Annotated in this window: 15 protein-coding genes and 1 pseudogene; 2 read left to right on the top strand and 14 right to left on the bottom strand. The window is 57.8% G+C overall.

Annotated features, from left to right (window positions below; translation table 11 throughout):
* Positions 1 to 89: pseudogene (locus FN828_RS19840) on the top strand (IS5/IS1182 family transposase); the annotation flags it as partial.
* A 27-nt stretch (positions 90 to 116) separates the two neighbouring features.
* Complete coding sequence (locus FN828_RS19835; RefSeq protein WP_185959104.1) at positions 117 to 509, top strand: LysR substrate-binding domain-containing protein; 393 nt, start codon at positions 117 to 119, stop codon at positions 507 to 509.
* Here FN828_RS19835 and FN828_RS19830 read toward each other — a convergent pair.
* The 14 genes from FN828_RS19830 to FN828_RS19765 all read right to left on the bottom strand — a co-directional run bounded on the left by FN828_RS19830 (position 484) and on the right by FN828_RS19765 (position 13,245).
* Positions 484 to 1,800, bottom strand: a complete 1,317-nt coding sequence (locus FN828_RS19830) for an ATPase (RefSeq protein ID WP_142495052.1) — start codon at positions 1,798 to 1,800, stop codon at positions 484 to 486. The two genes, FN828_RS19835 and FN828_RS19830, sit on opposite strands and share 26 nt — an antisense overlap.
* 109 nt (positions 1,801 to 1,909) lie before the next feature.
* Entirely contained in the window at positions 1,910 to 2,431 is a 522-nt protein-coding gene (locus FN828_RS19825; RefSeq protein WP_328592222.1) for a prepilin peptidase, read from the bottom strand.
* A gap of 18 nt (positions 2,432 to 2,449) precedes the next feature.
* Positions 2,450 to 3,310 (bottom strand): tetratricopeptide repeat protein, encoded by an 861-nt coding sequence (locus tag FN828_RS19820; protein WP_142495051.1) that lies wholly within the window; start codon positions 3,308 to 3,310, stop codon positions 2,450 to 2,452.
* Positions 3,311 to 3,339: 29 nt separating this feature from the next.
* Entirely contained in the window at positions 3,340 to 3,900 is a 561-nt protein-coding gene (locus FN828_RS19815) for a tetratricopeptide repeat protein (protein WP_142495050.1), read from the bottom strand.
* A gap of 11 nt (positions 3,901 to 3,911) precedes the next feature.
* A complete protein-coding gene (locus FN828_RS19810) occupies positions 3,912 to 4,880 on the bottom strand; it encodes a type II secretion system F family protein (RefSeq protein WP_142495049.1) in 969 nt (322 codons plus the stop codon).
* An 11-nt stretch (positions 4,881 to 4,891) separates the two neighbouring features.
* The gene (locus FN828_RS19805) at positions 4,892 to 5,860 is read right to left on the bottom strand and encodes a type II secretion system F family protein (RefSeq protein ID WP_185959103.1); all 969 of its coding nucleotides are present in this window, start codon (positions 5,858 to 5,860) and stop codon (positions 4,892 to 4,894) included.
* A 5-nt stretch (positions 5,861 to 5,865) separates the two neighbouring features.
* A complete protein-coding gene (locus FN828_RS19800) occupies positions 5,866 to 7,314 on the bottom strand; it encodes a CpaF family protein (RefSeq protein ID WP_142495048.1) in 1,449 nt (482 codons plus the stop codon).
* Positions 7,315 to 7,334: 20 nt separating this feature from the next.
* Positions 7,335 to 8,597 (bottom strand): AAA family ATPase, encoded by a 1,263-nt coding sequence (locus FN828_RS19795; RefSeq protein ID WP_142495047.1) that lies wholly within the window; start codon positions 8,595 to 8,597, stop codon positions 7,335 to 7,337.
* Positions 8,598 to 8,827: 230 nt separating this feature from the next.
* A complete protein-coding gene (locus FN828_RS19790) occupies positions 8,828 to 9,496 on the bottom strand; it encodes an OmpA family protein (protein WP_142495054.1) in 669 nt (222 codons plus the stop codon).
* Between the two features lie 5 nt (positions 9,497 to 9,501).
* The gene (locus FN828_RS19785) at positions 9,502 to 10,935 is read right to left on the bottom strand and encodes a type II and III secretion system protein family protein (protein ID WP_142495046.1); all 1,434 of its coding nucleotides are present in this window, start codon (positions 10,933 to 10,935) and stop codon (positions 9,502 to 9,504) included.
* A gap of 219 nt (positions 10,936 to 11,154) precedes the next feature.
* Complete coding sequence (gene cpaB / locus FN828_RS19780) at positions 11,155 to 12,027, bottom strand: Flp pilus assembly protein CpaB (protein WP_142495045.1); 873 nt, start codon at positions 12,025 to 12,027, stop codon at positions 11,155 to 11,157.
* Positions 12,028 to 12,245: 218 nt separating this feature from the next.
* On the bottom strand, positions 12,246 to 12,440 hold the full coding sequence (locus FN828_RS19775; protein WP_142494174.1) for a hypothetical protein: 195 nt from the start codon (positions 12,438 to 12,440) through the stop codon (positions 12,246 to 12,248).
* A 180-nt stretch (positions 12,441 to 12,620) separates the two neighbouring features.
* Entirely contained in the window at positions 12,621 to 12,815 is a 195-nt protein-coding gene (locus FN828_RS19770; protein WP_142495044.1) for a Flp family type IVb pilin, read from the bottom strand.
* 235 nt (positions 12,816 to 13,050) lie between these two features.
* A complete protein-coding gene (locus FN828_RS19765) occupies positions 13,051 to 13,245 on the bottom strand; it encodes a hypothetical protein (protein WP_142495043.1) in 195 nt (64 codons plus the stop codon).
* Between the last annotated feature and the right edge of the window lie 149 nt (positions 13,246 to 13,394).

Below are 13,394 nucleotides of genomic sequence, written 5' to 3'. Positions count from 1 at the left end.
GGCGGCGGGTCGCCACCCGATATGACCGCTGCCCCGAAGTCTTCCTCTCGGCCATCGCTCTCGCCGCAACAGTCATGTTTTGGTTATGAGTCCTGAGCCTAGAGGATTATCTGGCGTTGGATCATATCGTCGTCACATCCCGACGCCGTGGGGCTGGTCCCGAAGATATTGCCCTGTCCCGCGAAGGTCTGGGCCGCCGCGTCGTGGCCCGCTGTCAGAATATCCAAACCGCTATGCGGGCGGTTGCAGCCTCGGATCTGGTGCTGACGATTGCCGATAATTTTGCACGGCGCGAAAATACGTGGTTCGACAATCAGATCGTGGCGGCCCCCTTTGACACGCCACGCGTGGATGCGTTTTTATACTGGCACGCCAATTCCGATGTAGACCCGGCTAATCGCTGGCTGCGTGATATGATCCGGCGCGGGGTGGCGGATCAGGGGATCGCCCCCGAAGCGCCGGACCCGGTGGACCACGCGCCGGTTATTTCACGATCACCTCGTCCTTGACGAACATGTTGGCCCACGCGCGGTCAATCAGGTCTGGCGACATCTGATAGGGGATGCCTTCAAACTCGCAAATCGCGATCATCTGGTCGATCAGGAAAACGGGCTGGTAATTGGCATAGATGTTGTCGATCGTCGGGTATTTGTTCTGAAGCAGATGGATCAGCGCATCTTCGTCCAGCGGCATTTTTTTCTTGCGGGCGACAAGGGCGAAAATCTTCAGGAAATTTTCCTGACTTGGCCCGTCGATTTTGATCTTAAAGAAAATCCGGCGCAGGGCGGCCTGATCGAAGATTTCGTTCGGGTGGAAGTTGGTGGAAAAAATCACCAGCGTATCAAACGGGACTTCGAATTTTTCGCCCGATTGCAGGGCCAGAATATCCTTGCCCTCTTCCAGTGGGACGATCCAGCGGTTGACCAGCGATTGCGGCGGTTCAGATTGGCGGCCAAGGTCGTCGACGATGAAAATCCCGCCCGAGGATTTGAATTGCAGCGGTGCCTGATAGGTGCGGGCCGTAGGGTTATAGACCAGATCCAGCATATCCAGCGTCAGTTCGCCCCCGGTGATCACGGTGGGACGATCACAGCGCACATAGCGGGTATCGAACGTCCGGCGGCGGCGCAGGCTGTTGGGGTCGTCGATTTCCACCTCGGCAGCGGAATGCACGATGGGGTCGTAAACGGTGATGACCTGCCCGGAATATTCCACGGCGCGAGGAACATAGATTTTATCCCCCATCGCGTCACGTATCCCGTTCGAGATCGAGGATTTGCCGTTCCCCGGCGGGCCATACATCAGGATCGACCGGCCCGAGCTCACCGCCGGGCCAAGGTTCGACAGCAGGTTATCGGGCAACACCAGATGGCCCATTGCATCCGTTAGCTCCTGTCGGCTGATCTGGATGTTGCGGATCGACTGGCGTTTGACCTGTTCGCGGTACACATCCAGCGGGACGGGCATGGCCCCGAAATATTCGGATTGTGACAGCGCGTCCAACGCCCGCGCTTTGCCCGCATCGGTCAACTGATAGCCCATTTCGTTGCCGTTATTGGCGTTCAGGGTGCCTGTTGCCTCTAGCAGGCGTTGTTCGCGGGCCATGTCCACCAATTCCTGTGTGACCTGACGCGGCAGGCAGATCGCCTCGGCCACGTCGGTCACTTGGGTGACGTTCTTGCGGAACATGGTTTTCAGCAGAATATCCCGCATCATCGGCAGCGGCAGGCGCATGTCTTCCAGGCCAGAGGGCGGCGGGGGCGGTGTAACGGTGCTGCGCGATGTCGCTTGCATGTTCATGGCGTGGATGATCCCAACTCAAAAGGCACCCCAAAACCGGGGCGGTCTGGGGCAGCCTGACTGAACAAGGTGGCGAAAAAATGGAAACGCGGCGGTAAATTTCGGCGTCTTATGCGCCGTAAAGTGCCCCCAGCAGCAGATAGATCGACAGGGTGGATGCCAGCGGCAGACCCATCGGGAAATCGCGTTTGCGGGTCCAGCTTTCCCAATCGGGGGCCATGCGGCGCAGGGGGGAAAACTTGGCGATACGGTGGGTGGCATATCCGGCCAACAGGCAGGCGGCAAACAGCGCAATCAGGAACCGGATGTCGCCAAAGGCGATATACGGCGCGGCGGCGGCGGCAAATTTGGCATCCCCGGCCCCCACCAACCCGGCAGCGTTCAACAGAATGCCCACCAGCAGGATCACCACCAGATGCAGCAATTGCCAGCCCATCACTGGCCACGGCATTACGAAGGGGGCCACGACAAGGAAAATGCCGGTCAGGATCATCACGGTCGTGTTCGGAATACGCATGGCCCGCATATCGGACCACGCCACCCAAACACAGATCGGCAGCGACAGCACAAACAACGGCAGCGCGACACCGCGCGGGATTTCAAGATTCAGATAGGCAAGAAAATCGGACACTGGGACAATTCCGGCGGATTAGTTCGACACGTTGCTTTCCAGCGCCCGCAGGCTGCGCACGGCGGCCTCGAAATGCTGCGGATGGGTTTCGATGGCTTCGCGTAGTAAACCCTTGCCGGTGGAGACATCGCCCTGTTTGACTGCGGCTAACCCCAAGGTGTGCAGCAATTGCGCACGTTCCGTTTGGGTCATCGGGATCACGGGCAGGGTATAGTTCCGCTGCGCGCCACGGGCCAGAACAAGGTTGTTTTTCGCGGTGAACAGCTTGTCATCGTTGCGGATGGCATCTGTGAACAGGCGTTCGGCATCGGAATAATCGCCGCGCGTCAGTTTGGAATACCCCCAGTTGTTCAGCACACCGGCGGGGCGGGTCGTCAGGCCAACGGCGACCTCGTAAAAGCTGTCGGCTTTTTTCCATTCCTGATTGGAATCCGCGACCATCGCTTCCAGCCGGTAGCGTTTGAAGGTCTCAAAGGTGGGGGGGACGGAATCCAATACCTTATCGGCATCGTCCCATTTTCCGGTGCGGATCAGGGCATCGGCCAGATCGACGCGGTCATCATTGGTGGCTTGCGGATGTTCCACGACTTTGCGCCAGACCGGCACCGCCTCGGTCGCGCGGTTCGCGCGGATCAACGAGGTGGCCAACCCGCGGCGCAGGTCGATCCGGTCCGGGCTTTCCTTGACCGAGCGGGTGAAATACGTGACCGCTTCGTTCGGGTCCGCAACCGTCAGCATGATGTCAGACAGGTTGTTCTGATCCACCGCATTCACGGCAGTAATCGCCCGGTCCACTTCGTTTTTCGCACGAAGCTGATCACACGCTGACAACCCGACCACGCTGGTCAGGCACAGAGAAAGGATGAGAGGGTGGCGCATTTTTGCGTCCTTTTACTGCTCTTGCCCGGTCATGGTATCTGGCGGATCAGGTAGTCGCTGCTGCCACGCCGTACCAATTTATAATCTTGTTCTTGCTCAGCATCATAGGACGAATTTTCCGATTTTGCGAGGGCCAAGCGCAAATTATCGCGAATTGAGTCACTTTCGCCATTATCCAGCGCATAGGCTTTTTGGAAAATCTGCACGGCTTCGCCGGTTTTGCCGCGCTCCATCAGCACAACACCCAGATTATTCCATACCTCGGGGATGGCCTGATCGGTGGCAACGGCGCGGCGCAGCAGGGTTTCCGCCTGTCCCAGACGCCCCAGCCCCAGATTGGCTGTACCCAGCCCGGCCATGACATCCACGGTCATGCCATGTTGCAGCGCGGCGCGGGAATAGGCCTGAAGCGCCAGTTCATATTCGCCCGCATCCATCAGGCGTTGCCCCACCAAAAGCCCGTCAACAGCCTGCCCGCGGGCCAGACCGGGGGCATTCATGCCGTCCTTTGATGCACCAAGGCCGCCCGGTGAACAGGCGGCCAAAGTCAATGCTGTCAGCAGGACCAGACCTGCCTTTTGGTTTTTCATAGGTTTAACTGTTATTTGCCCAAATCCAGAATGCCGATGGCCGAAGGCGCAACCAGAATGATCAGCAGCGGCGGCACGGTCAGCGCCATTGTGGCAAGTGTCATCTGCGTCGGCAACTTGTTTGCCTTTTCTTCGGCGCGCATGACGCGTTTATCCCGCATTTCCCCGGCATAGACGCGCAGGGCTTCGGCGATGGATGTCCCGAAAGTGGCCGACTGTACCAGCACCGTAACAAAGCTGGACACATCCGGCACGCCGCAGCGTTCGCCCATATCGGCCAGAACGGTGGACTTGTCCTTACCCGCCTTGACCTGATGCGACACGATTTCAAATTCATCGGCCAGCGCGGGATAGGACGGGCGGATTTCCTTGGACACACGGATGATCGACTGATCCAGCGATTGCCCTGCTTCGACGCAGACCAGCATCATGTCCAGCGCGTCGGGGAACCCTTCGGTGATTTCCTCTTGCCGTTTTTGCTGACGTTTCGTGACCCAGTATTTCGGGATCATGTAGCCCGCACAGCCGGGGCCAAGAATCCACATCAGGGTTTGCTGGGTTGTGGGTTCCTTGCCAGACAGAACAAGCAGGAAATACAGAACCCCCAGCGCAAGCCCGCCCAGACCCAATGCGAATTGGGCAAAGTGATAGAACCGCACTGCGTCCTTGGAACGATAGCCCGCTTGCAGAAGTTTCTGACGGACTGCCGAATATTCCTTTTCGTTCTGGGGTTCCAGAAACGTCGAGTATTTTTCCAGCTTGTCGTTGCTTTTGGCGGTCCGCAACGAGGCGGCTTTGCCCTTTTTGGCGCTCAGTTGCTCTGCGCGGCTGCCTTCTTTCAGCTTATCCAGCGGATCGGATTTCTGATTCAGAAAGATCATGACAGCGGCCATAATCAGGCCAATCGCCAGAAAACCTACCAGCAAGACCGGCCCGAAGGCGCCCAGTTCTTCGCCAAGGAGTGCGTTGAAAATATCCATTGCTGCTTTCCTCAGACTTTGATGTTCACAAGCATACGCATGATGATCAGGTTGGCGCCCAGAAACAGGCCCACGGCGATACAGGCCGGGACGAACAGTGCATGATCCAGAACGTTGTCATAGTAATGCGGGTCCATCACGTTGATGGCGAGCAGAGCCAAAAGCGGGAAGGCCGACAGAAATTTACCGGACCATTGCGCCTCGGAGGTGATGGCTTTGACCCGGCGGAACAGACGGAACCGGGCGCGGATCACCTGTGCCAAACCGGCCAGAATTTCCGCAAGGTTGCCGCCCGATTGCTGTTGGATGGTTACGGCCACGGCCAAAAAGCGCATGTCCTGCATGTCGAGACGTTCGGCCATTTCTTTCAGGGCTTCGCCCACGTCGCGGCCATACTGTGCTTCGTCCGCGATCATGCCGAATTCGGTGGCCAGCGGATCTGCGACCTCTTTCGCGACGATCTGGATGGCCGAGCTGAACGGATGCCCGACGCGCAGCGAGCGCACCATCAGTTCCACCGCATCGGGAAGCTGTTCTTCGATCATGCTCATGCGTTTGTTGGCTTTGCCGTTGACCCAGAAATAGATGCCACCGACGCCCATGCCGATCGCCAGCGCGATACGCACCGGGCCAGACGTTTCGGTGCCCACGGTCAGGCCGATGAAGGCCACGACGCTGAGCAGACCCATCATCATGATCAGTTGCGTGGGCGTGAACGCAATAGCCGCTTTCTGCGCCCGGTCGGCCAGCATCGCGTAAATCGGAATCGACCGCGATTTCATGTGCTGGCTCATCTCCTTGCGGAGCGTTTCCATCACTTCGGCGCGGTTGGTGCCTTTTTCCAGCATTTCCAGCCGCCGGTTGACGCGGCTGTTCAGGCTGATAGAGCGGCCAAATACCGTCAGGTAGACGCCTTCGACCAGAACCAGCACGCCAACGAAAATCAGGCCGTAAATCAGGGGTTCCATACTGATAGACATAAGAATTACTCCGCTGCGACTGGTTCAAAGATGGAAGGCGGCAGGTCATAGCCCCACAGACGGAACCGTTCCGAGAAGTGGGACCGCACGCCCGTGGCGGTGAAATGGCCGATGATTTTGTTTTCCGGGGTCAGGCCGACGCGCTGGAAGCGGAACACTTCCTGCATGGAAATCACGTCACCTTCCATCCCGGTGATTTCGGTGATCGAGGTCATGCGCCGCGAACCGTCCTGTAGGCGGCTGGCCTGCACGATCAGGTTCACAGCGCTGGAAATCTGGCTGCGCACCGCCTTGATCGGCATTTCGATCCCGGCCATTGCGATCATGTTTTCCAAACGCGACACCCCATCGCGGGCGCTGTTGGCGTGGATCGTGGTCATAGAACCGTCGTGGCCGGTGTTCATGGCCTGCAACATGTCGATCACTTCTTCGCCACGGGTTTCCCCCACGATGATACGGTCGGGACGCATCCGCAGCGCGTTGCGCAAACAATCGCGCTGGCTGACCGCGCCCTTGCCTTCGACGTTGGCGGGGCGGGATTCCATACGGCCCACATGGACCTGTTGCAATTGCAGTTCCGCGGTATCTTCGATGGTCAGGATACGTTCGGAATTGTCGATAAAGGATGACAACGCGTTCAGCGTGGTGGTTTTCCCCGACCCCGTACCGCCCGATACGATCACGTTCAGGCGGGTGGCCACGGCGGCCTGAAGATAGGCGGCCATTTCTTCGGAAAAGGCACCGAAGCGCACCAGATCGTCAATGCCCAGCTTTTCCTTTTTGAACTTACGGATCGACACCAGCGACCCGTCTACCGCAATCGGCGGCACCATTGCGTTGAAACGCGACCCATCAGCCAGACGGGCGTCAACATAGGGGTTGGATTCGTCGACACGGCGACCTACAGCGGACACGATTTTGTCGATGATCCGCAGCAGGTGCTTTTCATCCTTGAACGTGATGTCTGTCAGTTCCAGCTTCCCGGCACGTTCCACAAAGATGCGGCGCGGGCCGTTCACCAGAATATCGTTGACGGATTCATCCTTGAGCAGCGTTTCCAGCGGGCCAAGGCCGGTGACTTCGTCATAGAGTTCCTGATTCAGCGTCGAACGGTCCTCTCGGTTCAGGACAATGCCCTTTTCTTCGAGAATTTCGTTCGAGATCGAACCGATTTCGGCGCGCAGCTCTGCTTCGCTTGCGGTTTCCAGCGCGGACAGGTTCAGGTTGTCCAGCAACGCCCGGTGCAGTTCCAGCTTGATTTCGGACAGGCGTTCCTTGCGTTTGCGTTCCTTGTCAGCGGCGGGGGCTTGGGCCGCCACTTTGGGCATGGGTTTGCGAATGGCCACGGCTTTCGGGGCCGCTGCACCCACCGGGGCGGTTTTGGGGGCTTCTGCCGTTTTGGCGGCCTGAGGGGCAGGAGCCTTGTTGGCGGGTTTTTTGTAACGCGAAAACATTAGTCAGTTCCCTTCAGTCCTCAGTGGGCGGCGGCTTCGGTTTGCCCAAGTTCGTGCAACGACCCGGCCAGCTTGGCGATTTCCTTGCGCAGCGGGTTCTTGGGGGCGCTTTGCGCCAGCGGTTGCCCGTGATCACCTGCCTGTGTGACAGGGCGACCGCCATCGGGCAGCAGCACATCAATGGAAATGCCCAGGCTTTCGGCCAGCCGTTTGACCCGCGACTTGCCGTTCAGGTCGGTGAATTTCGGTGCCCGGTTCAAAACGAAACGCAGCTTGTCAAAGGGCAGATCCTCGGCCTGAAGGCCGCGCTTCATGCGCAATGCATTCTGGGCTGACCGCATATCCAGTTCCAGCGTGGCGAAATAGATATGAGAGTGGTTCAGGATGGCTTCGCTCCATTGGACCAGAGTTTTGGGCATATCCACGATCACATAGTCAAAATGACGGCGGGCCATTTCGGTGATGCGCAGGATGTCCTCGGACCCCAGCAGGTCCAGCGGAATCATATCCGTGGGGGCGGTCAGGACATGCAGCTTTTCTTCGTAGGTCATCAGCGCCTGCATGAAGACATCATCGTCCATCGATTCCGTATCTGTCAGAAGTTCAAACACGGCTTCGCGGCGGGGTAGGTCGCAATAGGTCGATACCGAGCCAAATTGCAGGTCCAGATCAATGACGCAGACGCGCGGGGGCGTTTCCCCTTTTTTGGCGGCTTGTACCAGTTCCCAGCCCAGATTGACGGCCAGCGTGGTCGCGCCTGTGCCACCCGCCAGACCGTGAACAGCGATCAATACGCCTTCGCGGTTATGCGCGGATTTTTTGGTTGCAGGGGCGGCGGTTTCGGCAGCAGGGGCGTGATACTGGATTTCCGGTTCAGGTTCGCGGATGCGATCCACTGCCGCCATCAGTTCATTTTCCGGCAAGGGATAGGGAACAAATTCATCCGCCCCTTGGCGCAGCAATTGATGCAATGCGGCGGGACTGACGTCATTCGCGATCAGGATCACCTTGATGCCGCGCGATTTGGCTTGTGTGATAATTTCGCCCAGCAGAATCAGGTTGTCCTCATCCTCGGCATCCACGGCCATTGCCACGAATTCCAGACTTTCAGCATCGGTTTGTTGGAAAAAGGCCAGCGCATCGGAAAACCCCAGATCGCCCCAGCTTTCGCCCAGAAGGGTTTCCATGTCCTCGATCAGCAAGTCAAAATTCTGCACGTCCCGGCTGATGGTACAAGCCTGGATCGGGCTTGCCTCGGGTTGCAGGTTTGCGTCACTCGTCATTGCCTCGTCTTCCTTTTCAGGTTCACAGACAGGGGCGGGGCCGCATGGTTATTTGGTTAACTTCTATGCCCCAACCCGAGTCTGCCGCGCACCAAAACCACGGTACGCACCAATCCCATTGAGGCTAAGATCGTTGACAAGTTAGGCGGAAATAGGGCCAAAAGATCGTAATTGTTGGGTTTCTTTTGACGATCCCGGCAATTTGCCGGGATTGTTCAGCGCGCAGACGATCACTCGGTCGTCTGGAATTCGGTGCCGACGATGCCCGACAGGGTGCTGCGCGGCTCGGCGCTTTTGATGTATTCGCGATAGACAACGGCCGCGTATTTCCCGTCCAGGATCGACGGATGCCGTTGAACGAACCCGCTGACCTCGGTCACGGTGCGACGATTGCGGCGTTCACGGCCTTCGGTCACGATCAAAGGCTGGGTTTCGCCATAAGAAACGACAGCTTCCAGCCGTGACCGGCTGACGCCTTGGGTGGCCAGATAGTTCACAACCGCGCGGGCGCGGCGTAGCCCCAAGGATTTATTGTACCCCTGAGAGCCAACAGCATCGGTGTGACCATAGACGCGGAAGCGAACTTCGGGGAACTGCCGAATCCATGTTGCCTGTTTCTGAAGCGCCAGTTTGGCGGCCTGATCCAACTGCGACGAGTTGAATTCAAACGTGACCGTGCTGCCTACGTCAGCGTCAAAACGCCGAGCCAAATCAATGACATAGTTTTTTTCGCCGCTCATCACCATCGTGTTGTTCATGGTGGAGTTGCCAAAATCACCACCGGCGATCAGCGCCCCGGCTTCGTTGGTGAAGCTGGAATAAGTCTTGGTGCCTGCGCAACCGCTGACCGCAACCAAGGCCCCCATGACCAGAACTGAAAGAACCTGATGTTTCTGCATTTTCATCAATCCATCACATAGCCATAAGAGCCGCTGAAATCCTGCCGGGCGACTTCGCCAGCGGCCCCTTTCAGTTTGCGGGAATTGTCGCGGGCGACCTTACCATTCAGGAACAGATCTTTTTCCGAGGGCGGCATGATCCGATCGGTGGGCAGGGCCAGTACCTCGCCGCGGGTGGGCGTTACCAGATGGGCGGTAATGATGATCACCAGTTCCGACTGACGGCGCTGGTATTGGGCGCTACGGAACAGGGCACCCAGAATCGGGATGTCACCCAGCCACGGCACCTGACCGTTGGTATCCAGAAAATCGTCTTGCAACAGACCGGCGATGGCAAAGCTTTCGCCATCGCGCATTTCCACGGTGGTCGAGGTTTCCCGACGCCGGAACGCATCAATGGTAAAGGCGTTCGAGGTGAAGCCGTTGGTGGGGTCAATCGACGAAACCGCAGCTTCCAGTTCCAGATTGATCAGGTCGCCATCGACCACGCGGGGGGTAAAATTCAGTTCCACACCAAAGGGTTTGAATTCCACCGTGACGGAACCGTTATCTTGACTGATCGGAACGGGGTATTCGCCACCGGCCAGAAACTTGGCTTCCTGCCCGGAAAGGGCGGTCAGGTTCGGTTCGGCCAATGTGCGCACAACGCCTTTGGTTTCAAGGGCTTCCAGCAGAACGCCCACTTCGACCGATCCGGCGTTAAACCCAAACAGCATGGCGGCGTTGGCTTCGGACGTGCCGGGGATCGTGCCTGACAGCGAATTACCCTGTGACCCAGAGTTGTTGTTGGTGTTCGTGCCGCCCGACACATTCGCGTTGCCGCCGAAAATGCCGCCATCCAGCGCCAGAGAGGTGCTGAGCGATTTGGAAACATTGCGCTCCATTTCGGCGAAGCGGACCTTTAGCATGACCTGTTGGACGCCGCCCACGCTCATCAAATTGGAAACGCGTTCGGGGGCGTAGCGTTCAGCCAGATCCAACGCGCGTTGCAATCGTGCGGCGCTGGAAACCGTCCCGGACAGCACGATGCCATCATTGGCGGTTCGGACCTCGATCTTTTCGCCGGGTAGAATCTGACGCAGGCGTTCCTTGAATTCGGTCACATCTGCGGCCACGACCACATCGACATTGGTCATCAGCTTGCCCGCAGCGTCCAGAATGGTCAGCGTGGTGACACCGGGCGATTTACCCAAGATATAGATGGTCCGGTCCGACAACGAGGAAATATCCGCGATGGCCGGGTTGGCAATGGACAGCTCTGCAAAAGGGGTGTCGCTTTCGACAACCACGGCGCGGTTCATTGGAACGCTCAGGGATGATGACGTGCCTTGTTTCACCACGCGAAGCGATTGCGCCTGTGCGGGAACACTGGTCAAACTGGTGGCAAATGCCAGGGACAGCCCCAATGTGGCTGCTTTAAAGATCGTTACGATATTCATGTGACCTGCCTCTTCGATCACGCCTCTGGGTCGGGTCTTTTTGCCCGTTGTTTCAAACTACCATGCGCGAAATGGGGAAACTTTGCAAGAATCAATAGGTTCTGGGGCATTGTTTGACCTTTTCCGGCGGTGTTTGCCGTTTGTTGCGGCCAATTTGCAACGGGGTGGCCGATTGCGCGGCCACCCCGTATTCTGTTTTTGCGTGCGATGCAGATGCGATTAGTTGGTGCAAGGGATCGGAATTTGCACCACTTCTGACCCGCGCCGGGTGCGGATTGTGCAGACTTCTTCTTTCTTGGCGACGCGTTCTTCAACCACGGGGGCTTCGTCTTTCAGGCCAAGCAGGGAGCGCTGATCGACCTCGACCGCCTGCGCCACGCTGTCATCTTCGGCCCCGACCAGAGCCAGCGACAGGCGGCCCGTGGATTGGGCCTGTGCCAATGCGGCCACCTGCTGCGGGCTGGCGGAAACGGTGACGGTGCGGGCAATCGTGGCCTCGGTCTTGTCCCCATTTGCAGTCTGGTCCACGGCAATCAATTGAATGTTGGGCTGAATCAGCTTCGTGACCTCGCGGCGATTGTTCACGGTGCCGACTGTGACCTCTCCGGTCCAGTAGACATCCACCACATCGCCGGGACGCAGGAAGCCCGACACGCCGGTGGCAACGTCCACCTTCACGGTAAAGGCCCGCATTCCCTTTTTGAGGCGCGATGTCAGCCCCGCATCGTCGCCGGGTTCAGTGACTTTAATGGCCATGATCGCCTCGAAGGGTTCCATTGCGCGCAAAACAATGCGGCGCATGTCCGGGTTGTTGGGATCGGGGAACAGCTCTTCGGGCTTTTTGAACACCCCTTCGGGCAGGGATTTTTCAGGGAACTTCACGGATTGCACATCCTCGGGTTTGAGGATTTCACCGTATTTCAGTGGGCGCTTTGCCACGAAAACATCAACGGTCTGGATAATCTGTGCTTTGGCCGCTTGCGCGCGCGCCAGTTCATGCTGATAGCCGGAAATGTAATTCCTAGCCATGTAGACAGCAAAGCCCGCAAGGGCCAAGCCTGCAATTAGGACCAATCCAAAGACTGCACGCATGTCTTTTCCTTTCGTTTTGGTTCTGCCTCGAATCCGGGTTTGCCGGCTATTCCATTGTTTTTATTAGCAACTGAATGTGGCGGAAAAAGGCCTGTGACAGGACTGTTTGGCGGCATCGGGACCACCCGCCATACAGCAAAAGAGCCGCAGCAAATGCGCGGCTCTTGGGATGTTTTGGAACCGGCCCCGGTGTTTGGGGCCGGAAGGCGCGGGGCCTATTAGCCGCCAATCGTGGTGGTTGCGTCAGCCGCGCCGATTGCGGTGGTCATTTCAGTGGTCAGGCCCGAGGTGGAGGTTTCAACAGCGGTGAACGCTGCAACACCCAGACCCACAACAGCGGCGGTCAGCACAACCCAGTCAACGGTCACGGCGCCAGCTTCGTCTTTGCGGAAGTTTTTGATGAATTTGATCATGGTTTTGTCCCTTCAGAGTTTTGGTTAAACCGCTTTGACGTTGTGGGCCTCTCTCACTTGCCCCGTCGCTGCGGTATGAGGTTAATTTGCTGGTCAAATCTGTCCGGAGTTGGGCAGGATCAGAACGATTTCAGGGAAATTCAGGTTCTTTTCCGTGATGTTTCCGGGCAGGTTTCGGATTTAGCCGCCAAATGTCGTGGTTGCATCGGCAGCATCCAGGGTGGCTTGCGTCCGCCCTGAAACGGTTCCCACGGGTTCTTCGACCAATGGGATGATGGCGATCACCAGTCCAACGATTCCCGCGGTGATAACGACCCAGTCGATGGTCACGGCACCGTCTTCGTTTTTCCAGAATTTGCGTGTCTCTTTAGCCATTCGGATGCCTTTCGCTGGCAAAATGTTACTCGTAATCAGGTGCCTGTTAGCCCTCTCTTCCGTAAGGGAAGGTATCCGGCAGGGATGGCGAAAGCTGGGCGGGATTGCGGCGAAACTTCACCCGATGGGAATAATTTGAAGTATGGCCGACTTCGCAAAAAGAGCCGCGGCGGATGCGCGGCTCTTTCCGGTGTGTTGCGTGGGGCCGATGTGGCCCCTGCAAGCGCAGAGTCTATTAGCCGCCAATCGTGGTGGACGCGTCAGCCGCGCCGATTGCGGTGGTCATTTCAGTGGTCAGGCCCGAGGTGGAGGTTTCAACAGCGGTGAACGCTGCAACACCCAGACCCACAACAGCGGCGGTCAGCACAACCCAGTCAACGGTCACGGCGCCAGCTTCGTCTTTGCGGAAGTTTTTGATGAATTTGATCATGGTTTTGTCCCTTCGGAATGTGTTTTCAGTTTTTCGTAACCTTGGCGGTGGTTGGTAAGGTTCCGCCGAGGGCCGTCTTGCCTCAGCAGCTCTTCTCGTCGGCCATGATGCTCTCGACGACTTTGGGATCACACTGTTCGTCGCGCAGG

This window comes from Thalassovita litoralis, assembly GCF_900182725.1.
Classification (GTDB): Bacteria; Pseudomonadota; Alphaproteobacteria; order Rhodobacterales; family Rhodobacteraceae; genus Thalassobius; species Thalassobius litoralis.
Note: the sequence above shows the minus strand (reverse complement) of the source record. Positions and strands in the feature narration are given on the sequence as shown.